General features: G+C 43.5%; 17 protein-coding genes. 7 read left to right on the top strand and 10 right to left on the bottom strand.

Annotation, left to right across the window (positions count from 1 at the left end; all coding sequences use genetic code 11):
* The first annotated feature begins 19 nt into the window (after window positions 1-19).
* Window positions 20-1,678 (top strand): FecR domain-containing protein, encoded by a 1,659-nt coding sequence (locus QZZ55_RS03260; RefSeq protein WP_293265272.1) that lies wholly within the window; start codon window positions 20-22, stop codon window positions 1,676-1,678.
* A gap of 17 nt (window positions 1,679-1,695) precedes the next feature.
* A complete protein-coding gene (locus QZZ55_RS03255; protein ID WP_293265271.1) occupies window positions 1,696-3,333 on the top strand; it encodes a CHASE2 domain-containing protein in 1,638 nt (545 codons plus the stop codon).
* Window positions 3,334-3,393: 60 nt separating this feature from the next.
* On the opposite strand, the gene QZZ55_RS03250 is transcribed toward QZZ55_RS03255, so the two are convergent.
* Together QZZ55_RS03250 and QZZ55_RS03245 are read right to left on the bottom strand one after the other, a co-directional pair.
* On the bottom strand, window positions 3,394-4,899 hold the full coding sequence (locus tag QZZ55_RS03250; protein WP_293265270.1) for a fumarate hydratase: 1,506 nt from the start codon (window positions 4,897-4,899) through the stop codon (window positions 3,394-3,396).
* Window positions 4,900-5,051: 152 nt separating this feature from the next.
* Complete coding sequence (locus QZZ55_RS03245) at window positions 5,052-6,137, bottom strand: diguanylate cyclase (RefSeq protein ID WP_293265269.1); 1,086 nt, start codon at window positions 6,135-6,137, stop codon at window positions 5,052-5,054.
* Window positions 6,138-6,341: 204 nt separating this feature from the next.
* Between QZZ55_RS03245 and QZZ55_RS03240 the strand changes: the two genes are divergently transcribed.
* Window positions 6,342-7,529, top strand: a complete 1,188-nt coding sequence (locus QZZ55_RS03240; protein WP_293265268.1) for a GAK system CofD-like protein — start codon at window positions 6,342-6,344, stop codon at window positions 7,527-7,529.
* 65 nt (window positions 7,530-7,594) lie between these two features.
* Here QZZ55_RS03240 and QZZ55_RS03235 read toward each other — a convergent pair whose 3' ends face one another.
* The 7 genes from QZZ55_RS03235 to QZZ55_RS03205 form a co-directional block, all read right to left on the bottom strand.
* Window positions 7,595-9,226 carry a 2-oxo acid dehydrogenase subunit E2 gene (locus QZZ55_RS03235; protein ID WP_293265267.1) on the bottom strand — a complete coding sequence of 544 codons (1,632 nt, stop codon included), beginning with the start codon at window positions 9,224-9,226 and terminating at the stop codon, window positions 7,595-7,597.
* Window positions 9,227-9,316: 90 nt separating this feature from the next.
* Complete coding sequence (gene aceE / locus QZZ55_RS03230; RefSeq protein WP_293265266.1) at window positions 9,317-11,992, bottom strand: pyruvate dehydrogenase (acetyl-transferring), homodimeric type; 2,676 nt, start codon at window positions 11,990-11,992, stop codon at window positions 9,317-9,319.
* Between the two features lie 297 nt (window positions 11,993-12,289).
* Complete coding sequence (locus tag QZZ55_RS03225; RefSeq protein ID WP_293265442.1) at window positions 12,290-13,015, bottom strand: amino acid ABC transporter ATP-binding protein; 726 nt, start codon at window positions 13,013-13,015, stop codon at window positions 12,290-12,292.
* A 19-nt stretch (window positions 13,016-13,034) separates the two neighbouring features.
* Window positions 13,035-13,988, bottom strand: coding sequence for an amino acid ABC transporter permease (locus tag QZZ55_RS03220; protein WP_293265265.1), 954 nt, complete (start codon window positions 13,986-13,988; stop codon window positions 13,035-13,037).
* A 35-nt stretch (window positions 13,989-14,023) separates the two neighbouring features.
* Entirely contained in the window at window positions 14,024-14,839 is an 816-nt protein-coding gene (locus QZZ55_RS03215; RefSeq protein ID WP_293265264.1) for a transporter substrate-binding domain-containing protein, read from the bottom strand.
* Window positions 14,840-14,918: 79 nt separating this feature from the next.
* Window positions 14,919-15,467 (bottom strand): OsmC family protein, encoded by a 549-nt coding sequence (locus tag QZZ55_RS03210; RefSeq protein WP_293265263.1) that lies wholly within the window; start codon window positions 15,465-15,467, stop codon window positions 14,919-14,921.
* The gene (locus QZZ55_RS03205) at window positions 15,467-16,798 is read right to left on the bottom strand and encodes a PLP-dependent aspartate aminotransferase family protein (RefSeq protein WP_293265262.1); all 1,332 of its coding nucleotides are present in this window, start codon (window positions 16,796-16,798) and stop codon (window positions 15,467-15,469) included. Before QZZ55_RS03205 ends, QZZ55_RS03210 begins: the two co-directional genes overlap by 1 nt.
* 249 nt (window positions 16,799-17,047) lie before the next feature.
* Here QZZ55_RS03205 and QZZ55_RS03200 point away from each other — a divergent pair, with 249 nt between their 5' ends.
* The gene (locus QZZ55_RS03200) at window positions 17,048-18,577 is read left to right on the top strand and encodes a sigma 54-interacting transcriptional regulator (RefSeq protein ID WP_293265261.1); all 1,530 of its coding nucleotides are present in this window, start codon (window positions 17,048-17,050) and stop codon (window positions 18,575-18,577) included.
* Between the two features lie 40 nt (window positions 18,578-18,617).
* On the opposite strand, the gene megL is transcribed toward QZZ55_RS03200, so the two are convergent.
* The gene (gene megL, locus QZZ55_RS03195) at window positions 18,618-19,817 is read right to left on the bottom strand and encodes a methionine gamma-lyase (protein WP_293265260.1); all 1,200 of its coding nucleotides are present in this window, start codon (window positions 19,815-19,817) and stop codon (window positions 18,618-18,620) included.
* Between the two features lie 148 nt (window positions 19,818-19,965).
* Between megL and QZZ55_RS03190 the strand changes: the two genes are divergently transcribed.
* The 3 genes from QZZ55_RS03190 (at window position 19,966) to QZZ55_RS03180 (ending at window position 24,034) form a co-directional block, all read left to right on the top strand.
* Window positions 19,966-20,442: an Lrp/AsnC family transcriptional regulator gene (locus QZZ55_RS03190; protein WP_293265440.1), complete on the top strand. Its 477-nt coding sequence runs from the start codon at window positions 19,966-19,968 to the stop codon at window positions 20,440-20,442.
* A 134-nt stretch (window positions 20,443-20,576) separates the two neighbouring features.
* Complete coding sequence (gene ggt / locus QZZ55_RS03185) at window positions 20,577-22,340, top strand: gamma-glutamyltransferase (protein WP_293265259.1); 1,764 nt, start codon at window positions 20,577-20,579, stop codon at window positions 22,338-22,340.
* 212 nt (window positions 22,341-22,552) lie between these two features.
* On the top strand, window positions 22,553-24,034 hold the full coding sequence (locus QZZ55_RS03180; protein WP_293265258.1) for a diguanylate cyclase: 1,482 nt from the start codon (window positions 22,553-22,555) through the stop codon (window positions 24,032-24,034).
* Window positions 24,035-24,063: the final 29 nt, after the last annotated feature.

The raw sequence follows: 24,063 nt of genomic DNA, 5'->3' as shown, positions 1-24,063 counted from the left end.
ATGATATTTGGTTCGAAAAATGTTAAACATGACTGCCCATAAATCCCGTGCTTCGAAACTCATTACCTTATTAACAGTACTCACACTTTTTTTGAGTAGTGTTTCGCGTGCTGAAGAAGCTGTCTGGGAATACGAAATGCAGCCAGGAGACAATATCTGGAAAATAGCGCATGAGCTATTAACAGACTGGCGCAGTTGGCAGGAAGTAAAGCAGTTAAATAATGTAGACAATGATCGCTTAATGGCGGCAGGTACCATTCTTAAGATTCCTGCATCAATGATCCAGCGTCGCCAAGCAAGTATTCAGCTTATTGAAGTCTCAGGCCCTGTCACTTTGATTAGTGGGCAAGAAAAGTATGAACAGCCACTCTCTAACCAATCTCTCAAGGTTGGAGATGTAATAAAAACAGGCTCTAATGCAAGCGCACTTCTAAAGTTTGAAGATGATACTCAAATTTTACTGAACCCAAAAAGTGAGTTCGTCATCAATCAAGCGAGCATCATTGGCTCTAATAGAAATGTAATAAATATTAATGTTCTTCTTAAATCGGGTGAAGCTGAAGTTCGTGCAAATCCGATTAAAGCTTCCGGGTCGCGCTTTATAATCGAAACACCTTCAGCCTTTGCAACGACTCGTGGCACAGTATACCGTGTGCGAGCCAGCAAAAACCAAACAGCCGCTGAAGTTACACAAGGAAAAATTGACGTTACCAACACCTTTGGTAGCACTCAAGTAGTTCAAAAATTTGGTACGTTAACCACGAAAAATACCCCCCCACAAAAACCAATACGCTTGTTAGCAGCACCTGCTGTTCCTACGATTAAAACCATTCAGTACTTACCGGCACGATTAAGTTGGAATAAAATCAATGGGGCTGTTTCATACCGCAGCCAACTATCAGATCAAAAAGAATTCTCGCGTATACTTCTCGATAATTTGGCAAAGCCTGAAAAGCTAAATATTCCAGCTTCCTTAAAAGATGGGAAATACTGGCTACGAGTCAGGGCGGCAGATAAAGAAGGCCTGCAAGGTCTTGAGTCACTACAACAATTCATTGTTGCGGCTAGACCTTTTCCACCAACTATACAATCACCACGCCCTAAAGCTCCTTTATATGAAGGCGATATTACATTCGTATGGACTCAGCCTGAAGAAGCAAAAAACTACCGTTTTGAATTATCTCAAGAAGAAAATTTTGAGACGTTGACTGAATCCGCTCAAACGCTAAACGATCAAGAAACCACTATTACAATTCCAGAACCCGGTGCTTATTTCTGGAGAGTCACTAGCATCAACGCCCAAGGTAAAGTGGGCCCTGCGGGCCATACCAATAAAATAACAGTGCGTCCGACACCTGCCACGCCTGATTTAAAAGAACCCGTTACGAGCGAAACAGAGCTTGGGTTTTCTTGGAAAGAGGACGCTGCTTCAGTTAGTTACCAGATTCAACTAGCTAACGACAAAAAATTCAATGATATTATTGCTGATAAAAAGGTAAATGAAGCAGAAGCCGCTTTTGAAAAACCTATGTCAGGCACCTACTACATGCGCGTTCGTGGTTTTGATAACGATGATTACGCCGGTAGCTGGTCAAGTGTGCAAAAAATAAAAGTCCCTATTGATAGCTACCTTCCTGCTATTATCTGGAGTGCTTTTGCTATTCTCATTATGCTGTAAGTGACAACTACTCACTAATGAATCTATTTCGCCAAAAGGATATCGGCTTCCTGCTTTGTCAGGCATTTGTGCTAATTATCGCATTTATGCCTGTTCAAGCCTCTTTTGAAAATTTCTTCTACGACCTTTTTACTCAGAAGGAACTGAAACAGTCCAGCAACGAACTTGTCATGATTGATATTGATGACAAAAGCTTAGAAGCGTTAGGACGATGGCCCTGGCCCCGTTATCTACACGCCGAAATGATTAGCAAACTGAGTTCGGAAGGCGCGAATATCATCGGCTACAACATAGCCTTCGTAGAACCAGATAACACCTCAAACTCCAGCGATACGCTACTTAAACAAGCCATCACCGAACACGGCAAAGTGATTCTGCCTATTTTTGCAGAACGCGGCTCTCTGATTTACCCATTTAGGGGAAAAGCAGCAATACCTGGTAGCACTCTCGGTCATGTAGATGTCGAGGTAGACAATGATGGTTATGTTCGGCGCACCTTTCTTAAAGCAGGTATCGATAGTGCCGAATGGCCTGCATTTGGCCTAGCGGGCTTACATGGACTGCCCTACACCGGCTTTTTACCCGGAACACGCAGCCCATCATCTCGTGTTGGCATCAATAGTAAGTGGGTTCGTGATTTAGAGGTACTTGTGCCCTTTCACCGCAACCCAAAATCTTATCAACACTTCAGTTTTATTGATGTGCTAGAAGGCAGTGATTTTGAAAACGAATTTAAGAACAAAACGGTTTTTGTTGGAATCAAAGCAACAGGATTAGGGCCAACATTTCTCGCGCCCATTAAAAATAGCCGTGAAATGCTATCAGGCACAGCCCTGCAAGCAAATTTATACACTGCCCTTAATAACAGCTCCCTGTTAACACCTATCCTATCAATTTGGGGAGTATCGTACGCAGTATTAATTACAGCCTTGAGCTACAGCCTTCTCTTCTTTTTGAAACGCTTCCCAATCATCAGATACATTGGCATTGCTGTTGGTATTTTCTTGCTAATACTACCTGCCATAGCTATTAAATACGGGTACTGGTTACCTCTTTCTCCTGCTGTTTGCGGTGTGGGTCTCGTCCTTATTATGCTGATATCTAGAATGCTAAATCATGCAGGCATGCAACGGCGAAACGATAATATTACCGACCTTTCTAACCACCGTATGTTTGAAGAAACATTAAAACTAGAGTGGGAACAGAGTTTAAGAAAACGCACTCCACTTTCCTTAATTTTACTAGAAATCGATTATTTCAAACGCTTCGTAGACACATTTGGCCCAGAGCGTGGTGACTGGCTTCTCGCTCGGATTAGCCCTATTTTGCAAAGTCATAAGCGGAAAACTCGTGATTTTGTAGCGCGTTATGATGAGGACACTTTTGCGATCCTTTTACCAGTAACCCCTAACAACATTGCACTTTCTATTGCCGAAAAGATTAGAAAAGATATCGAAGAGTTACAGATAGAACATACAGGCTCAGAGTCCGCAAAAATCATTACGGCAAGTATAAGTATTGCTACAACACAGAAACCAACGCTATCTAGTAGCGATGACAACATGGACTCCTTCGTTCTCAAAAGCTTAAAGGCCGTATCAAAAGCTCACTTACAAGGTGGAAACTGTCTATACAATACTGAAGTCGACCATTAACAATATGATACACATAAAAAAAGCGGCTTAAGCCGCTTTTTTTATCGTCTAAATACTATGCTATGCCTGCTTAGCAATAATATCTTTCCATTTTGCAGGGCCTGTATTGTGAACAGACTCACCGTTAACATCTACGGCAACTGTCACAGGCATATCTTTCACTTCAAACTCATAGATAGCTTCCATCCCCATCTCAGGAAATGCCAGCACCTTAGAGCCAACAATAGCCTTAGATACAAGATAAGCTGCGCCACCCACTGCCATGAGATAGACCGCTTGGTTATCTTTAATAGCTTCTATCGCCACAGGACCACGTTCAGATTTACCAATCATACCTAGCAAACCAGTGCTTTCTAAAATCTGACGTGTGAATTTATCCATCCGTGTGGACGTTGTAGGGCCCGCAGGACCAACCACTTCATCACCCACTGGATCAACTGGGCCAACGTAGTAAATAAACCGGCCTTTCAAATCAACAGGAAGCTCTTCACCATTGTTCAGCATTTCAATCATGCGTTTATGGGCAGCATCACGACCGGTGAGCATTTTACCGTTAAGTAGAACCGTCTCGCCTACTTTCCAGTCTTTTACATCTTCAGGCGTAATTTCATCCAAGTTCACACGACGAGTACTTGCTCCAACTTCGAAGGTCACTTCAGGCCAATCATCCAAGTTAGGCGGAGTAAGGACAGCAGGGCCATTACCGTTTAGCTTAAAATGTGTGTGACGAGTTGCCGCACAGTTAGGAATCATTGCAACCGGCAAAGAAGCTGCATGAGTTGGATAATCCATAATTTTCACATCTAGAATCGTCGTAAGACCACCCAAACCTTGTGCACCGATGCCCAGCGCATTTACTGCATCCATGATTTCAAGACGCAATTCTTCAATGCGGTTCTGAGGCCCACGCTCACGCAACTCATGAATATCAATAGAGCCCATCAACGACTCTTTCGCTAATACAGCAGCCTTCTCAGCCGTTCCACCAATACCTATACCCAACATGCCTGGAGGACACCAACCAGCACCCATAGTAGGAACTGTTTTAACAACCCAATCAACAATGCTGTCAGATGGATTTAGCATTACCATTTTAGATTTATTTTCAGAACCACCGCCTTTGGCTGCGATATGAACTTCTACTTCGCCACCCTCTACTATTTCATAGTGAATAACAGCAGGGGTATTATCTTTTGTATTTTGGCGCTTTCCTGCAGGGTCAGCCAAAATTGAAGCGCGCAATACATTATCCGGATGCATGTAAGCTCGGCGTACGCCTTCATTCACCATATCGGTCACACCGATTTTGGCATCCCACTGAACATCCATTCCTACTTTTAGAAATACGGTAACAATACCCGTATCCTGACAAATAGGGCGGTGTCCTTCAGCACACATACGTGAATTAATAAGGATCTGAGCCATGGCGTCTTTAGACGCTTGGTTTTCTTCTTTTAAGTATGCTTCGTGCACCCCTTTGATAAAATCAATCGGGTGATAGTAGGAGATAAACTGTAATGCATCTGCAATGCTATCGACGAAATCGTCTTGGCGAATAACGCTCATTCGAGGCTCTCCACTGCTCTGGTTCTATATTATGATATGACTCTAATGAGTCTATGTGTGGCTGGATTATACACCAAATCAATCACTGTGCGGGGTTGGGCGTTAGTCTTAACCTCGTGTAGAAACAAGGTTAAACCCAGAGCCATTAAAAGCTACTTGAGCATGAACGCAGACACCAATGTAACTTTGTTCCTTCCGTTTTCTTTGCTTAGATACAATGCATCATCGGCACGTTTTAGACATTCTTCAAATGTTACACCCGTTGTACATTCAACCACGCCAAAACTAACTTGCACTGCATAATTAGTATCGTTTTCTACCTTCACTTCTTTCTCAAAAAATTGACGGAGTTTATCAATTTTTGAATATGCTGAGTTCCCATCGACTCCCGGCAAGACAATAAGAAACTCCTCTCCACCCCAGCGCGAAATAATATCCGCTTCACGTAACCTAGACCTAAAAAATAACGCGACTTCACGCAGAACGTGATCACCCTCAGCATGCCCAAACGTATCATTAATTCTCTTAAAGTAATCAATATCACCTAGCGCTATGCTCACTGGCTCCCCCTTCCTGGATGCTTGCTGCATAGTTTTCAATGCGACTTCTGTTGCCATTCGGCGGTTATAGAGTCCTGTCAGGCTATCTAACGATGCTTGCTTATTCATAATCTCCTCTTGAGTAACAGAGATAAAACGAATAACCGTAAGGGATATTATAAAAGGGATCCCTGCAATCATAATATTTATAAAATGAGCAACTGTTACATATTCGCTAAATTTATATTGATACGATATGTCTCCACAAAACTGATATAAGAGCGCAAATGTCAGGATGAAAGAAAAGCTATAAAGCGAAGCGTATAAAAAGTTAAGGCGCGTATTCAAAATAGCTAATGCTGAAATAGCCCACAAGTAATGCTGAAAGCCGACATCTAGCCCAAGATAGATAACCGCTAATACCGAATGAATCCATACCTCAGTGCATATGAGTATGATGGCATTAGCATGCTCACCTCGACTATTAAGTAATAAGCTGTACCCCCATGCAATTACACTAATTACATTTATGGCGGACATTTCTACCGCCCCAATGCTAAAGAAAAATGGAATAAGTACGAGATGAACAGCACCCGCAAATACGCCTAAAACTGAAATAATAACGAAGCGTCTAAAGTCCTTTTCCTCAATGCAAGAAGGACGTCCAGAATGGGTGAGGTAGTTAGTGATTTTTCTCACATCTCATCCTTATTTCGAAGAAAAATACGCCTATCAATATGCTGTTCAACGCTAATAATATCTAGTGTAGCTATCACTTGTCGGCCATTTTATTGTCTTTCAGTAAATATCTGCTGAGAATAATCCAAGGTTAACTTATCATATACGAGTCTGTATGTTTTTTCGTTGAATTGTCTCTGTATTCTTTCATTAAAGGTTACTCATATGAATAAGATCCTCATTAAGCGACAAGCTTCATTGCCGGATCCCATGAGAATCAGTCGTTACCATAAAAGCCCGGAACTAGGCCCTCGTATCTTATTTTTTTCCGGGGGGAGTGCTCTAAAACAAGTAAGCAGGACACTTAAATACTACACTCACAATTCGATTCATTTGGTCACAGCATTTGATTCTGGCGGCAGTTCTGCCAAGTTGCGCAGTGCATTCGACATGCCAGCCATTGGCGATTTGCGCAGCCGTTTGCTCGCATTAGCAGATGAAACAGTAACGGGTAATCCTGCTATTTTTGCATTGTTCAATTATCGTTTGCCAGAATCGGCTAATGATTCCGAATTAGTGGCTCAGCTTTCAAACATTGCAGATGGCACAGACCCACTCATTACTGCCATCCAACAACCTATGCGAGATTTAGTTAGAAACTTGCTGACTTTCTTTATTAACGTCATGCCTGACAATTTTAATTTACGTGGTGCCAGTATCGGCAACCTATTAATTTCTGGCGGCTATTTAACACATAACAGGCAACTTGAACCAGTCATCTTTCTTTTAAGCAAATTAATTAATACGCTCGGCAAAGTTCATGCTATTACGGAAGAAAGTTTACATTTAACGGCACACTTAGAAGATGGGCAATGCATTGTCGGCCAACATAGGATTACAGGCAAAGAAGCACCGCCATTAGAGTCACGCATAAAAGATATCAGTTTAAGCAGTGATCCAGACTATTATCAAAAAACACAATGCCTATTAAATAGCACGCTCAGTACTTTCATTAAAGAAGCCGACCTGATTTGCTATCCTCCTGGCAGCTTCTACAGCAGCATTCTTACTAACCTATTACCCATTGGCGTTTCAGAATCCATTCAAGAAAATACCTGCCCAAAAGTATATGTACCTAGCCTGGGACAAGACCCTGAACTTTATGGAACAACAATATCGCAAGCTATCCACCAACTATTAAAATACTTAAAAGCTGAATGTATTAAAAAAGAGAATGAACAGTTTCTAAATATTATTTTATTAGATTCTCGCTTTACTGATATTGATACAGAGACTCAACAGTACCTAGTATCTTATAACATTCAGATCATTGATACCCCTCTTGTAACATCAGACAGTGCTCCCTACTACAGCGCGGAGAAACTGGTTCATGCACTCCTTTCATTAACATAGCATGCACTTTTCGTGGGCAAAAAAAAGAGTGGCCAACAAGGGCCACTCCAAAGAGCAAGCGCTCACTACAGGAGGGTGTTTCCTATCTTTGATAAACATTGATGAATCATGGCCATAAAGCGCCCTGCATCCGCTCCATTGACAACTCGGTGATCAAAAGACAAGCATAACGGTAGCTGTTTTCTCGGTATAAAAGCCTCACCATCCCAAGAGGGTTTAATATCAGCCCTTGCCACCCCTAAAATAGCCACTTCTGGCCCATTAATAATGGGGGTAAAACCAACACCACCACTGGCCCCAAGACTCGAGACGGTAAAACAGCCACCTTGCATATCGTCAATCTTCAGCTTTCGATCATTCGCTTTTTTCGCTAATTCAGCGATCTCTAGCGTTAATTCACTGACTGACTTTTTATCAGCATCTCTGATAACAGGAACAACTAATCCCGCTGGTGTATCAACAGCCACACCGATATGCACATAGTCTTTATAGATGATCTGCTCACCATCTGCATGCAACGAAGCATTAAACTGCGGATGTTTACGCAATGCTTTAGCAACAATCATGATGATAAACGGCAGTATGGTTGGCTTCTTCAACAATCCATAAAGCTCAGGGTTAATCGCTGCACGAAATGCATCTAGATCAGTAATATCCACCTCATCAAACAAGGTCACATGTGGAATATTTAACCAACAGCGCGTCATATGTGCTGATGTTGCTTTAGCGATACCAGAAAGGTTCTGAGTATCGATTTCACCAAACTTGCTAAAATCTATACTCGGTATAGCGGGTACCCCAGATTGAACCACAACATTAGCGCTATTCGCTGTAGACATTTGCTGCTTCACAAACTGCTTCACATCTTCTTTTAAGATACGTGCTCGCTTGCCAGCACCTTTCACTTTCGCTAAGTCAACGCCTAACTCTCGTGCAAGTTTTCGAGTAGCTGGGCCAGCATAAACTTGGCTAGTGCCCACTGCAGATAACGATGTATTCAAAATGCTACTGACTGCAGCGATTGATGCTGCGGCAACAGTTGAAGAAGAAGCGAGTGTTTTCGGTGTACTCAAGGGTTCACTAGTTTTGCTATCGCTCTGAGTAACAGACAAAGCAGCGGTGCCTTCAACAGAGTTCGACTCAACAGCGCCCAAGGCCTTAATTAAGATAGCCCCTTCCTCGACGGTTTGACCAAGCTCAGCCACTAGCTCAATAACACTCCCTGAAAAAGGTGCGGGGATTTCCATAGCTGCTTTGTCAGACTCCACCAACAGCAGCATATCTCCCTCTAAAAAACTGTCACCGGGCTGTACAAAAAACTCTATAAGATCACCTTTACCACCCGCATCAGGCATCAAAACCAGCTTTTCCGATGCCGCTGAGGGTGCTGCAGAAACCGCACGAGGAGAAGCAGTATCCGCGCTCTGTTCAGCCACCAAAGTTTCAACTTCAGCGATAACGTCTTCGGATATTTCGACCTTAGCTAACGGGCGGCCTTTTTCAATGCCATCTCCCATCTCAACCAGCCACTCAACCACGGTTCCCTCTATGGATGAAGGCACTTCCATGGATGCCTTGTCTGACTCAATAACAATTATCGAGTCACCAGCAACTATCTTGTCGCCAATTTCAACACAGAATTCTATTACATCACCACTGCCATCAGCATCTGGCATTAACACTATTTCCGTAGCCATGTATCACTCCCATAAAAGTGGGCACTCTGGGCTACAAAAGCCCAAAGTGGTTACGAATGTTTATAAAAATATCGACAAGATAAGCAACCCTTAAAATAGGGCGGGGTCAGCTTTTTCATGTGGGATATCCAGCGCTTCACGTGCACGTAATAGTTCACCGGAAGTGACTGAGCCTTTGCGATATAAGCTAGTTAATGCAGCCCACGCAATATAACGAGCATCCACTTCAAAGTGATCACGGAGTGTAGGACGGCTCTCGCTCAACCCAAAACCATCAGTTCCCAGTGCAGTTAATCCGCCGGGGAACCAACGTGCTATACCGTTAGGAAGTGATTTCATAAAATCAGACACAGCGACAAACGGGCCACTCTCCCCCTCAAGCAATTGCTCTACATAATTCAGTGATGGCTTCTCAGGATTAAGCAAGTTATGCCGCTCGATTGATTGCGCTTGTCGCGTTAGTTGGTTGTAACTCGTCACACTCCAAATATCGGTACTACAGCCGTATTCAGCCAAGATATCAGCCGCTTTTAAGACTTCCTGCATTAAACTACCGCTGCCCATTAGATGTACTTTATGGCCATCGCTAGTATCTTCTTTAAAGCGGTACATCCCCTGCAAAATTCCATCTTCAACATTGTCAGGCATCGCTGGCATCGAGTAGTTTTCGTTATATAAAGTCAGGTAGTAGAAAATATTCTCTCCCTGCTCATACATACGCTTGATACCATCTCGCACAATAACAGCCAGCTCATATGCAAAAGAGGGGTCGTAGCTGTACATATTAGGGACAGTCGCTGCTACAGCATGAGAGTGACCATCTTGATGCTGCAAACCTTCACCATTCAAAGTCGTACGCCCAGCAGTCCCCCCTAGCAAAAAGCCTTTTGCTAAACTGTCTGCACATGCCCAAATCATGTCACCAACGCGCTGAAAGCCGAAGATAGAATAGAAAATATAGAACGGAATAGTCGGCACACCATAATTTGCATACGCGGTACCTGCTGCCAAGAAAGAAGCCATTGCACCGGTTTCACAAATACCTTCCTGCAACAGCTGACCATCTTTTGCTTCTTTATACGGCAGCAAGCTGCTGGAATCGACCGGCTTGTATTTTTGTCCCTCACAGGAATAGATACCAAACTGATTAAACAAAGACTCCATACCAAAAGTACGCGCTTCATCAGGCACAATAGGAACAATATATTTACCTAATGTTTTATCTTTAAGCATGCGTGACAACATTTTAACAAACGACATCGTTGTAGATTGGTCACGCTTTGTGCCTTCTAGTGCTTCTTTAAACAAGCTCAGTTCAGGCGCAACAACAGGTTTGAAATCAACTTTTCTCGAAGGTAAGTAACCACCTAAATTTTGGCGCTTTTCATGCATATACTGCATAACGGCACTATCTTCAGCTGGTTTATACAGTTGTGCAGCAGCCAATGCATCATCATCTAATGGGATCTCGAAGCGACGCCCAATATCCACTCGTTCTGCCACCGTAAACTGTTTCTTCTGATGTGAAGTGTTCTGCCCTTCTGCAGACGCCCCCATACCATCACCTTTAACCGTTTTCATTAAGATGACAGTCGGCTTACCATCACTGCGCAATGCTAAATCAAACGCACCGAAGATCTTGCGGCGATCCTGACCACCGCGTTTAATACAACGAATTTGCTCATTGCTGAGTGTTTTCATTAGCGCATCAAGCTTTGGATCACCTTCTGTCCAGTGATCACGAACCGTTGGACCATCTGAGACAGTATAAAATTGATAATCACCATCTACGGCGCGATCCATACGCGCTTGTAAAATGCCATCGTGGTCGCGTGAAAAGAGTTCATCCCATTCGCTCCCCCAAATTACCTTGATAACGTTCCAACCAGCACCGCGATAATTACGCTCTAACTCTTGGATAATTTTCCCATTACCCCGTACAGGTCCATCAAGACGCTGCAAGTTACAGTTAACCACCATAACCAAGTTATCAAGGTTATCGCGTGTCGCCATATTGATGGTGCCAAGCACTTCTGGCTCATCCGACTCACCATCGCCAATAAAGCACCAAATTTTCCCGCCATCTTGATTTTTCAAACCACGATTTTCTAAATACTTCATGAATCTAGCTTGATAAATCGCCGAAGGCGTTGATAAACCCATTGATGCGGTAGGCCCTTGCCAAAAGTCTGGCATACGCCTTGGGTGTGGATACGAACTTAACCCACCACCGTCTTGTAATTCTCGGCGAAAATTCTGCATTTGCTGCTCAGACAAGCGGCCTTCCAGATAAGCCCTGGCATATAAACCCGGAGCAGCGTGCGCTTGAACTAACAGCTGATCTCCGCCGTATTGGTCTGTTTTGTTTTTGAAAAAGTGATTAAAGCCGACTTCTAGCATGGTCGCGGCAGATTGGTATGTCGCAATATGCCCTCCAACCCCAGTACCTTGGTCATTTGCTTTAAGGACCATGGCAGCCGCATTCCAGCGGATAATATTTTCTAACTGCTGCTCTAATTCAGGATTACCGGGGTACGCTGGTTGATCATTTGTAGAGATACTATTTCGATAAGGAGTATTGAGCGTTGCTTCTGTTAAGTTAATATTTTTACTCAACATATAATTTTGTAATAGGCGCAAAATATCGCGACCACGGTTCTCTCCCTGGGCGCTCAAAATATCATTTAGAGCCTCAATCCACTCTTTATTCTCTTGAGTCATTTCATCATTACTAAATGACTCAGTTATAGGATTAATTGTATTCATATTATTTTTCCCAAAGGACATAAACGACAGAGTAATAATGGGACTCGAATAGAGTCCCTTAATGACGCCCCTTTTAAGGACAAAAGCAACCAGCCTTGTGAACTGACATTCATCGGGAGAAATGGGTAATTATCATCGCCGATTCTTAAATTAATTTAGCATTTGCGTGTTAGCTTTAAATTGCGAAGTTATCTACAAAAAACCAATTTCATGGTGATACACACCAATTTATGAAGAAGAATTAGCACAAAAATCTCACAAATTTTAAAAACAACAAAATCAATGTCAAACGTACTCTTACAGCACCTGTGACAGAAACTTCGCCAAACGCGGATGTTCGGGGTTATCAAAAAACAAGGTAGGAGTATCATCCACCAGCAACTCACCCTCCTCCATGAACAACACTCGGTCAGCCACTTCTCTGGCAAAACCCATTTCGTGGGTCACTACAACCATGGTCATACCTTCTTTGGCTAAGCTTTTCATAACATCCAGAACTTCACCCACCATTTCAGGATCCAGGGCAGAGGTTGGTTCATCGAACAACATGATATTGGGCTTCATGGCCAAAGCGCGTGCAATAGCAACACGCTGCATCTGCCCACCCGATAGTTGCGATGGGTAGTTTGTCATCCGAGATTCCAAACCCACTTTGCATAACAACGCGCGAGCATGCTCCTCCACTTCGCGACGATTTCTTTTCGACACTTTCAATGGCGCTAGCATCACATTTTCCAGCACACTCATATGTGGAAAAAGGTTAAAGCCCTGAAACACCATGCCGACTTCTTCACGCAATTTATTAATATCAGTATCTGTGGCGTACATATCTGTCGCATCAATACTAATAGAGCCGCTGCTAATAGTTTCCAGTTGATTCAACGTACGTAAGAATGTTGATTTTCCTGATCCAGACGGCCCAATGACAACCAATACTTCACCTCGGTGAACCGTTGCCGAAACCTTTTTCAAAGCATGGCAACCATTGGGATAAAACTTATCAATGCCGGTGGCTACGATCATGTCGTCGCCTGTATATTCTTTAATCACTGTTAGCTAACCTCTTCTCTAATAGTTTCACCATCCATGACAAGCTTCCGGTCAACACGAGATAAAGCAACGCTACCGTAAACCACACTTCAAAGGGTGCAAACGTGCCACTAACAACCTCACGACCGGCTTTTGTTAAGTCGGTAATCGAGATAACTGACACTAAGGATGAGTCCTTAATTAGGTTGATAAACTGCCCAGCCATAGGCGGCAAAGTGCGTTTAAACGCCTGAGGTAGAACGATATAAATCATCGCTTGGGCATAATTCATACCTAAGCTTCGAGCCGCTTCCATTTGGCCAGCAGGTATTGATTGAATTCCTGAGCGGATAATCTCTGCTACATAGGCTGCGGCAAAAATAGATAACGCAGCAGCACCTGCGGTAAATCTATCAAGCCCCAATACCGTTCCAATGAAAAAATAGAAGATGAAGATCTGCACCAGCAAAGGTGTTCCACGTACGATCTCCACATAAATAAGCGAGAGATACTTAAGCGCCGGGTTGGATGAGACTCTCGCCAAGCCTACAAACAACCCAATAATGACAGCGAAGATGAGCGAGACGATGGAGATTTTTAAGGTCATCACCAAACCATTCATAATGGGGCCTAAGCGCCAATCATTAGTGGTGGCAACAACATCCCCCTCAAATATCAGATCACCATCCCCAACCACTATCTGTGAGAACTCGTTAAACACCTGCACAGGTTCTGCACTGTTATCTGATTCAATCGATACAGACAAACCATCTGTGCTGATGCTAGCCACCCCATCAAAAGGTGACGTAACCGGCATAGGTTCTGTATTAATCAGATAAGGAACAACACGCTCCCAACGCCAGGTATATTGAATACTCTGGCTAGCCAACAAAACCGAATAGCCAACACTCAGCAATATAGCTAACAGCACACCATGCCATAATAGTTTGTTTGGTGTTTTTTCCATCTTCACTCAACCCCTGTCAATTAGTTACTGTGTAATTACTGAACGTGCTTTAACCAGGAGTCACTGTTGAACCACTTGTTATAAATACGATCGTAAGTACCGTCGCCTTTGACTTGGCGTAAAAATGTATTCAGGTAGCTGGTGAAGTCAGGATCGCCTTTACGAATAGCCCAACCCAATGGCTCATACGTAAATGCCTCGTCAATATGTGTTACACGCGCTTTATTTTGAGCTGAGAAAATTGCGTTAGACGCCAAATCATAAACTAAGGCATCGGCATTACCGTTAGCCACTTCAAGAGCACCTTCGGCCTCTGATTCAAACAAACGAATATTAGCTTTAGGGATAAGCTTTTTAGCCGCAATCTCACCCGTGGTTCCTAGCTTTGCAGCAATGGTATATTTAGGGTTATTTAAGTCTTTATAGCTTTTTATCTCTGCGGCAAGAGAGGGCTTAATAAGAAGGGATTGTCCTACGACAATGTACGGATCTGAAAAATTAACCTTGAGGTTACGTTGCGAAGTGATCGTCATTCCACCAATAAGAATGTCGCATTTATTTGTTAGCAATGCGGGAATAATCCCATCCCAAGCAGTATTCACCGGCGTATGTTTAACACCTATTGATTTAGCCAGTAACTTTGCCATATCAATATCAAAACCTATGTAGCTGCCATTTTTTGCTTTCATTTCGAACGGCATATAGCCCGCTTCAAAACACACTCTTAATTCATCGGCCTCTATCACTTTATTAAGCGTTGATTCCTTCCATAGTTCTGATGAACCAGAGAACGCAACCGTACTGACGGCCATCATCGTAAGAAAAGCCGAGACTCTATTTATTTTTTTCATTTCTACTGCCTTTTATATTTATTATTGATAGATGATTTTTACATTGTGCTAATACACATCCCTGTGCCTCCTGCTCCTACTACACGTGTCTATTGATGATTAATTCACCATCAACAGCTGCTCCTTTCATAATGGTCATTGCATTTGGACTTTGCTGTAGCGCGGTTTGACGCAGTTTTTCAAATTGCTCTGGCGTGCCATCACCAGACACTTCGATGCAATAATTCAGCTCAGTGAATGGCACTGGTGATTCAGGATTGATATCCAAAAAGCCAGCTAAATCAAGCTGCCCGCGAACAGTGACCTTGAGGCTCTCTAGTTGAATCTCCATCACAGAGGCCCCAACCGCAAAGCCAACTAAAATGCAGGCACCAACACCAGACAACAGATACTCCTGTGGGTTGGGCGCATGATTGCAGCCTAGTAACTGCCTAGGCTCATCAATCTCCCACGTGAAATCACGGCTCACGGTATGTGGACCAACACTCATAGGTAAGGCGGTAACTCTTGAGCGAGTACCACTTTGCCAATTCAGCTCAACACCGTATTTGGCAATTGCTTCACGAGGGTCATTTTTAATTTCGTTAACAAATTCACTCAGTGCAGAAACTGCAATTCCATTACGCATTATTTGTTCTCCAGTAAAATTGAGTTAAGAGCCTGCTCAAAGTCATTAATAAGATCTGCTGCATCTTCAATGCCCACAGATAAACGAACACAACCGGGATTAATGCCCATGTCTAAACGTTGTTTTGCAGTGAATCCCGCATGAGACGTGTTATAAGGAAGGCTAATAAGTGATTCCACGCCTCCCAAACTAGTGGCCTGCTTAGGTATACGTAAGCGGTCCAATAAATCGAGCGCTGCGCTATCGCCTCCTGCTATCTCAAAGGCAATCATGCCGCCGCCATTATTGAGAACACGAGAAGCCAACTCATAGTCAGGATGACTATTAAGCAAAGGATAAAAAACGCGCTTGATCACGCTCTGCTTTTCGAGAAACTCCGCTAACTGATAGGCCGATCTTTCATGCGCCTGCATACGTATTGCTAGGGTTTTTAAGCCACGCTCAAACATGAAACAGGCATGCGGGTCCAAACACCCTCCGTAAGTCAGCAAACGCGGCCAGATCATATCTACCAGCTTACGGCTACCCATCACCGCACCGGCAATCAAGTCACTATGACCATTCAAGTATTTAGAGGCTGAATGAATAACCACATCAGCACCTAGCTCGATCATTCGACAGCTAATAGGCGTAAGAAACGTCCCGTCGATAATCAAGCGCAATTGATGGCGCTTAGCAATTTCAGATAAGCGCTTAACATCCACCAGCTTGAGCAAAGGATTGGTTAACGCTTCAAAATAAAGAATCTGTGTATTGGGCTTAATAGCCGCTTCAATCGCTGTATAGTCACGCGGATCTACATAGCTAACCGTCATATTGAAAGTCGGCAGCTCCTGATTGAATAAGTTATAGGTCCCGCCATACAACTCATTAGAGGCAACGATATGCGCACCTTTATCAACCATCGCCATGACGGTTGCTGTAATGGCTGCCATACCAGAGCTGAAGACCAAAGCCGACTCAGCCCCCTCTAACGCAGCTAACTTGGTCTGTACTGCCCACTGGTTAGGATTGCCGTAACGTGTATAGATAAAGCGGTCTCGCGCATACCCTTCTTCTACAGAGCGATACTGCTCACTTCCCAAAAGGAAAGTTGAAGTCTGATAAATTGGCGTACCAACCGCACCAGAAACCTGATCATCCAACGTCCCGGCATGAACAGCCGCTGTTGAAGGCCCTGCTTCTGACCAGTCTTTATGAACTTGTGCAGGCCCTGTGTGGCGCTTACGCTTTAGTTCTGAAGTCCAATGCACTCCTTCTGAAAGAGCACTTTGACCAAGGGAATCGCCTTTAATCGATTCTGATACAGTAGATCCTTGAACTTTTATCATTCTTACGCCCTGTTATATGTTTTCTTATAGGGATGTAAGAGCAAAGAACAAACCAACTATTTAAATATCTTTAATATCAAATAGTTAAGATAAGAAAGCATTAAACAGGTCAAAACAACCGTCATATTTTTATTACAGAAAAACTTGAAAAGCATATTGAACACTCATTAATAGGTAATAAAAACAAAGAAGTAGAATGTGTGTAATAATATAATTACACTGTAATAAAAATAATACGGATTAAATTCCATGCGATTCGATATACGATCAAAAGATAGAATAGGCATTACGCAAGAGATACTCGCCGTGTTCTCTCAGCAAAACTGGAACCTTGCAACCGTCGAGATGCACTTGCACCACACCTTTGTTGAGTTGGACGATAACGCCACTCTAGGGGAATTAAAAAAGCGCTTACACAAGATCGAAGGCATCACTGAGATCGTTGAAGTTGACCTACTACCGGGCGAGCGACGTAGCCAGCACTTAGATGCGGTGTTATCTAAGCTGCAGGACCCTATTCTAGATATCGATATTGAAGGCCGTATTTTATTAGCGAACACTGCCGCGGCTGCTTTGTTAAAAATGGATAAAATTTCATTACAAGGAGTATCACTGGCCGAATTTATTGACAGGCCTCTCTCCTCCATTTTATCAAGCACGGCCAAAACACTGGATATCAACGTAGACGGTCATGCATTTATTGTCGATATCACACCTGTTTTTTCATATAACCAAAGTGAAGCTCAAGTCTCGGGTGCGGTACTACTTTTGCAAAGCTTGCGCCGTATCGGGCAGCAAATATCGGCTGTCAGCCACACTCCTAGCGACAGCATTACGTCACTCATTGGCAGCGCTGAAGCAACCCAGACACTCATCAAAAACACACAGCGTTTTTCACGCTTAGATATGCCAGTACTCATTCAAGGTGAAACGGGAACAGGCAAAGAGCTCCTCGCTCATATGCTGCATGAAAAAGGTGCACGTGAAGATGCGCCTTTTATGGCGATAAACTGCGCTGCATTGCCTGAAAATTTGCTCGAAAGTGAGCTATTTGGATACGCACCTGGCGCCTTTTCAGGGGCCAATAAAAACGGCAAACCCGGCCTTTTTGAAATTGCCAATGGCGGTTCAGTCTTTCTTGATGAAATAGGCGAAATGTCTGCGTACCTGCAAGCGAAACTACTCCGTTTTTTACAGGAGTATTCTTTCAGGCGTATTGGCGGAGAGAAAGAGATCTCGGTTAATGTCCGTATTATCAGTGCAACGCATAGAGATCTACTCAGCATGGCTGATGACAACACGTTTCGTGAAGATCTATTCTACCGACTTAATGTGTTAAACCTACAAGTACCGCCTCTGCGTAATCGCCGGGCTGATATTCCAGCCCTCAGTAAGCATTTCATTATGCGTGCTGCTGAACAAACTAATAGAACGCCACCTCACATTTCTGAGAGTGGTTTAGATCTATTAATGACATATCACTGGCCAGGCAATATTCGAGAACTGCAAAACGTCTTATTTAGGGCGGTAGCGATGTCAGACGACGACATGCTTGAAGACCATGACATCTTAGTAGACTCAAAGCCTGAGCAACGCTCAGATAACGGCACCCAAGGTGCATTTGGAAGCTGGGAAGCGGCCCAAGACAACTTTGAAAAATCCTTACTGAGTGAGCTGTACCCTCAATACCCCTCTTCACGAAAGCTTGCGCAGCGCTTAAAGGTATCTCACAACACCATAGCGTTAAAGTTAAAAAAATACGGGATCAGCTCAACCTAAAGAACAAAATAGAACGTGGCCCTAAGGCCACGTAAACATATCAAACGCGCTGTAGTGCTTGCGCAATATCTGCATAAATATCTTCGATATCTTCTAAACCAACAGAGATTCTAACTAGACCTTCACTAATGCCATGCTTAGCTCTTTCTTCTGGTGTGTAAGTCGCGTGAGTCATACTCGCAGGGTGCTGGCATAGTGTTTCAGCATCCCCCAAGCTCACCGCTCTTTTGATCATCTTAAGCTCATTCATAAACTGCACACCCGAAGCAAAGCCACCTTTTAGCTCCATTGCTATCATGCCACCGCTGCGTGTCATCTGAGCTTTGGCTAGCGCATGATAAGGATTATCAGCAAGGCCCGGATAGTAAATATTCTCAACTGTATTATGCTGTTGCAAGCGTGTTGCAATCTCGTGCGCACTGTTGCAATGGCGCTCCATGCGCAGTTCTAATGTTTTCAGACCACGGAGAATCAAAAACGCTGTTAATGGCGCAATAACTGCACCCGTCATATCTTTTAATCCAAAAACACGAATTTGATCAATAACCGATTGCTTACCAATCACAGCCCCTGCAATCAAATCACCGTGCCCACCTAAATATTTGGTCGCTGAATGCACCACCAAATCAGCACCTAAATTAATAGGCCGCTGTAACGCCGGCGTACAATAGGTATTATCAACCATCACTTTAATATCAGGGTTATAGTCATGTACAAGCTGGCTAATCGCTGTGATATCCATAACCCGCATATTCGGGTTCACAGGGCTTTCAAAATACACAACTTTAGTATTTTCAGTTAAGGCCGAAGCCACTGCCTCTATATCAGTGCAATCAATAAACTCAACATCGACACCAAACTTGCGCAAACCGTGCTGAAGGTAAGCAAAAGTGCAGCCATACAATGTTTTATCAGCTATGACTCTGTCTCCCGGTGCAACAAGTGTCCACAAGGCGGCGGTAATTGCTCCCATACCTGATGCAGTAGCTAAAGCGGCTTCGGCATCTTCCAGATCAGCTAAACGCGTCTCAAGCAATGCCTGCGTCGGGTTAGAAATGCGGCTATAGAAATGCCCCTGTTCTTCACCAGCAAAGCGTGCAGCGCCTTGTTCTACGCTGTCAAAGCAGAAAGTTGATGTCATATAAACAGGCGGATTTAACGCACCTTCATTTTCAGACGCATCGTAACCGGAATGTATTGCACGGGTTGAAAAAGACAGGCTCTTATTATTGTTCATCATAATCTCCACTTAGACACGCTTGATTCTAAAAAAACTAAGTGGTTAGAATAGCTATCATAGCGTAGCCAATCTGGTCTTATTCGACCCGAATAATACGTAAATTGGCACACAAAACTAAAAAATACCTAAAAAGCGATTAATTATGCCAATTAAAAAATTAGACCGAATTGATCGTAAAATTCTTGATGAAATTCAGCGTGAAGGCAATATCAGTAATCTTGAGTTAGCAGATAAAGTTGGGCTGTCTCCCTCCCCTTGCTCTAGACGAGTGAGACAACTAGAAGATGCTGGCATTATCGATAAACAAGTCACGCTCCTTAACCAAAATGAACTGGGGCTCCCCTTAACCATCTTCATCCATGTAAGCCTTGAAAAGCAGCTGCCTAAAACACTGGATAACTTCGAGCGAAGCATTTCAACGTACAACGAAGTATTAGAGTGCTCATTGATCACTGGTAGCGATGCCGACTACCTGTTAAAAGTAGTCATGCCCGATATGTCTTATTACGAGAAGTTTTTATTGAAAGAGCTTAATCAAATAGAAGGCGTATCGAGTATCAGAACGAGCTTTGTAATGCGTCAGGTTTTAAATAGAACGGCCTTGCCTCTTTCTCACATCAAATAGCAAAGCCAGATTTTTTTGGCACAAAAGGAGGTAATAATGGCACAGGAAAGTGCACCGATGCGCACTTCAACTTTATACACTGATTCATAGACAGAACAACGGCTATAACAATAAAAAATTATAGGATGCTGACAATGTTAAAACATAACACTCTCGCTATTTTAATCAGTGCGGCGCTTGTCTCAACACCTGCACTGGCCACCTCTCAAGTAGCAGACTCCGTGGCTCCGGAAGTTGCAAGTGGCACTAGCACCAAAACTAGCGTATCCGCTACAGACTATATGGTTGCTGCAGCAAACCCACTGGCTGCAAAGGCAGGTTACCAAGTACTAAAAGCAGGAGGCTCCGCAGCAGATGCGCTGGTCGCCGTGCAAGTAATGCTTGGCCTTGTTGAGCCACAATCATCAGGACTCGGTGGCGGTGCATTTCTCGTTTATTACGATGCTAAAACTAAGCAGGTCACTACCTTTGATGGGCGTGAAACAGCACCGCTAGCAGCAACACCTGAGCTATTTCAAAACGCTGACGGCAGCACCATGAAGTTTTATGATGCGGTAGTTGGTGGGCGCTCTGTAGGTACACCAGGTACCGTAAAGCTATTAGAAAGCGTCCATAAACGCTATGGAAAACAATCTTGGGAATCTCTACTAAAACCTGCCATTAGCCAGGCACAGCAGGGTTTTATTGTTTCACCACGTTTAGCTGGCTCAATTGCCGCTGATGCTGAGCGCCTAAGCCGCTATCCAGATACTAAGGCATATTTTTTCAATGAAGATGGCTCGCCACTCTCTGCAGGGCAACGACTCAAAAACCAAAAATATGCTGACACGTTAACAACATTATCCAACGATGGCGCCGATGCTTTCTACAATGGAAAAATAGCACAGGATATTGTTTCCAGAGTACACGAAGCAGATGGCAACCCCGGTGTTTTATCCACCCGTGATTTTGCGGCTTATCAAGTAAAAGAGCGCCCTGCTACGTGTGCGCCTTATCATCAGTATGATGTATGCGGCATGGGGCCTCCCAGCTCAGGTGCACTTACCGTTGGGCAAATTCTTGGTATATCGAGTAACTTTGATTTAAGAAGCTTAGGAAAAGACAGCCCACAATCTTGGCAAGTTATCGGCGACGCGTCACGTTTAGCCTTTGCTGACCGAGGACGCTACATGGCTGATAGTGACTATGTACCGATGCCCCAAGGGCTACTTGATCCAAGCTACTTAGCAGAACGCGCCAAACTGATAACACTGGGAACAGCCCTTAGCAAAAAGCAGGTAACAGCAGGAGAGCCTGCATGGGGGAGCATGCGAAAAGTTGCGCTTGAAGATGACGAGTCAATCGAGCTGCCATCCACCAGCCACTTCGTCATAGCAGATAAAGAGGGCAATATTGTCTCAATGACAACCACCATCGAAAACGGTTTTGGCTCTCGCTTAATGAGTAACGGCTTTTTGCTCAACAACGAGTTAACTGACTTCTCATTTGCTTCACATAAAAATGGCTACCCGATCGCCAACCGCCTAGAACCTGGCAAACGCCCCCGCTCATCTATGTCGCCAAGCATTGTTATGAAAGATGATGCGCCCTATATGGCTATCGGCTCACCCGGCGGCTCGCGCATTATCGGTTACGTGGCTAACACCTTAATTGCCCACTTTGATTGGGATATGCCGATTCAAGAAGCCATCAACCTACCGCACCTAGTAAACCGCTTTGGCACCTACGACCTAGAAAAAGGCACCAGTGCCGAACAGTTCAAAACACCACTAGAAACGATGGGCTACAAAGTTAACGTGCGAGACTTAAACTCGGGTATTCACGCTATTTTATTGAAAGATAATAAGCTTACCGGAGCAGCCGATCCACGCAGAGAGGGAGAGGTATACGGGGATTAAGGTTTAGAATCTGCGTGATAAACGTTCATCGGGCATTGTAGTCCGCATAAATAATTTACCCAAAGTGAGCCTGAGCTATCAGGCTTGCTGTTAACTCTTACAACAATAACAACTTCCTAGTGAAGCACTAAAGAGCATGATCTTTGCATCATGATTCACTGTATTGCTGTACATTACAGTGAATCCTTTAATGCAGGATGCAACCTCTTCAAATGCGACTGAATACTCTACCCCCAGTTCTGGCCTGCTTCTATTTAGGGTTAGTGATCACAAGCTGGAACGTTCAGGCTGATTCTTTTTTGAATGAAAAAGAAAAAGCATATTTATCTACTAACCCCAAAGTCGTTTTTGGGGTCGGGAAATCCTTTGAACCGTTTGTAATTAAGAACTTAGATGGCAGCTTCAGTGGTCATGATATCCAGATTGCTGAACTTGTGTCTGAACATACAGGCTTAAACATTCAATTCAAAATGCGTATCTGGAAAGATATTCAGGAAAAAGCAAAGCGCAAAGAGGTCGATGGACTGCTTACTGCTGTTTTTTCTGAAGATCGTGCATTGCATTTTGTTCCCTCTCATCCATACCTTTCTATGACCAGCTTAGTCCTAGTAAAGAAGGGCAACCCCCAGAAAATACGAAGCCCATCAGATATTGAGGGGAAGACGGTTGCAATGCAGAGTGGCAATGTACTTTTTAAAAAAGTACTAGAGAGCATAACTGATAATACTGAAGTCATTTATTTTGATCAAATTCATGAACTTATTAGTGCGGTTGTATCAGGACAAGTGGATCTATGCATACTTGATGAAACAGCGCCTTTTATTGCAAAAAAAATTGGTTTAACTGATTACATTGAAGTGGCATTCCCTGTGGGAGAGCCAATAAACATACATTTTTTATTACGCAAGGATCAACCAGAATTACGAACCATTATCGATAAAGGGTTAAGCCGTATAAGGGAAGAAGAAAAAATTAAAATCAGAGATCTTTGGTTTGGAATGCCAAAGAAATCATTGGATTGGTCGCTTTTATTGAAGGTTGCTGCCCTAGTCCTGATTCTGTTTGTCGTAGTTCTATATTGGAACTATACATTGAAAGCCGCTCGTCGAAGAGCAGAAAACGCTTTAACTCAGCTTAAGATAAAAGATAAAGAGTTAGAGGAAGCTAATAAGATTCTTGCTAAGTTATCTGTCACAGACCGCCTAACTCATTTGTATAACCGAGAGAAGTCGGATGTAGTGCTTGATCAAGAACTGGAGCGTGCCGTCAGATACGGTACTAATTTCGGAATCATGATGGTAGATGTTGATCATTTCAAAAAGGTTAATGATACACATGGGCACCCTGTAGGAGATCGCATACTCATAGAATTAGCGACAATTTTACGATCCAACTCACGTACAGTGGATCTCGTTAGCAGATGGGGTGGTGAAGAGTTTTTGATTATATGTCCTGAGCTAGACAGGGACGGACTTATGACAATGGCAGAGAAGATAAGGACTGAGATCGAGAAGCATCATTTTCCTATAATAGGTCACAAGACGGCTAGTTTTGGCATCACCGTCTACAAGACTGGAGATGAAATCTGCGACCTTATCGATAGAGCCGATAGAGCCGATAGAGCCGATAGAGCCGATAGAGCACTGTACCAAGCGAAAGAGAATGGACGAAATCAAACGACAGAATTGCTGTAGATCAATACTTAGCAGTGAATGTCCGCTTT

It is taken from the genome of Neptunomonas sp. (assembly GCF_016744175.1).
Classification (GTDB): domain Bacteria; phylum Pseudomonadota; class Gammaproteobacteria; order Pseudomonadales; family Balneatricaceae; genus Neptunomonas.
The sequence above is the reverse complement of the archived record's forward strand: the minus strand, read 5'-3'. Positions and strand labels throughout refer to the sequence as shown.

Excerpts from the sequence above, each read along its gene's own strand:
- QZZ55_RS03260 (WP_293265272.1), top strand. The coding sequence starts at position 20 with ATGTTAAACATGACTGCCCATAAATCCCGTGCTTCGAAACTCATTACC.
- QZZ55_RS03255 (WP_293265271.1), top strand. The coding sequence starts at position 1,696 with ATGAATCTATTTCGCCAAAAGGATATCGGCTTCCTGCTTTGTCAGGCA.
- QZZ55_RS03250 (WP_293265270.1), bottom strand. The coding sequence starts at position 4,899 with ATGAGCGTTATTCGCCAAGACGATTTCGTCGATAGCATTGCAGATGCA.
- QZZ55_RS03240 (WP_293265268.1), top strand. The coding sequence starts at position 6,342 with ATGAATAAGATCCTCATTAAGCGACAAGCTTCATTGCCGGATCCCATG.
- QZZ55_RS03235 (WP_293265267.1), bottom strand. The coding sequence starts at position 9,226 with ATGGCTACGGAAATAGTGTTAATGCCAGATGCTGATGGCAGTGGTGAT.
- aceE (WP_293265266.1), bottom strand. The coding sequence starts at position 11,992 with ATGAATACAATTAATCCTATAACTGAGTCATTTAGTAATGATGAAATG.
- QZZ55_RS03225 (WP_293265442.1), bottom strand. The coding sequence starts at position 13,015 with ATGATCGTAGCCACCGGCATTGATAAGTTTTATCCCAATGGTTGCCAT.
- QZZ55_RS03220 (WP_293265265.1), bottom strand. The coding sequence starts at position 13,988 with ATGGAAAAAACACCAAACAAACTATTATGGCATGGTGTGCTGTTAGCT.
- QZZ55_RS03215 (WP_293265264.1), bottom strand. The coding sequence starts at position 14,839 with ATGAAAAAAATAAATAGAGTCTCGGCTTTTCTTACGATGATGGCCGTC.
- QZZ55_RS03210 (WP_293265263.1), bottom strand. The coding sequence starts at position 15,467 with ATGCGTAATGGAATTGCAGTTTCTGCACTGAGTGAATTTGTTAACGAA.
- QZZ55_RS03205 (WP_293265262.1), bottom strand. The coding sequence starts at position 16,798 with ATGATAAAAGTTCAAGGATCTACTGTATCAGAATCGATTAAAGGCGAT.
- QZZ55_RS03200 (WP_293265261.1), top strand. The coding sequence starts at position 17,048 with ATGCGATTCGATATACGATCAAAAGATAGAATAGGCATTACGCAAGAG.
- megL (WP_293265260.1), bottom strand. The coding sequence starts at position 19,817 with ATGATGAACAATAATAAGAGCCTGTCTTTTTCAACCCGTGCAATACAT.
- ggt (WP_293265259.1), top strand. The coding sequence starts at position 20,577 with ATGTTAAAACATAACACTCTCGCTATTTTAATCAGTGCGGCGCTTGTC.
- QZZ55_RS03180 (WP_293265258.1), top strand. The coding sequence starts at position 22,553 with ATGCGACTGAATACTCTACCCCCAGTTCTGGCCTGCTTCTATTTAGGG.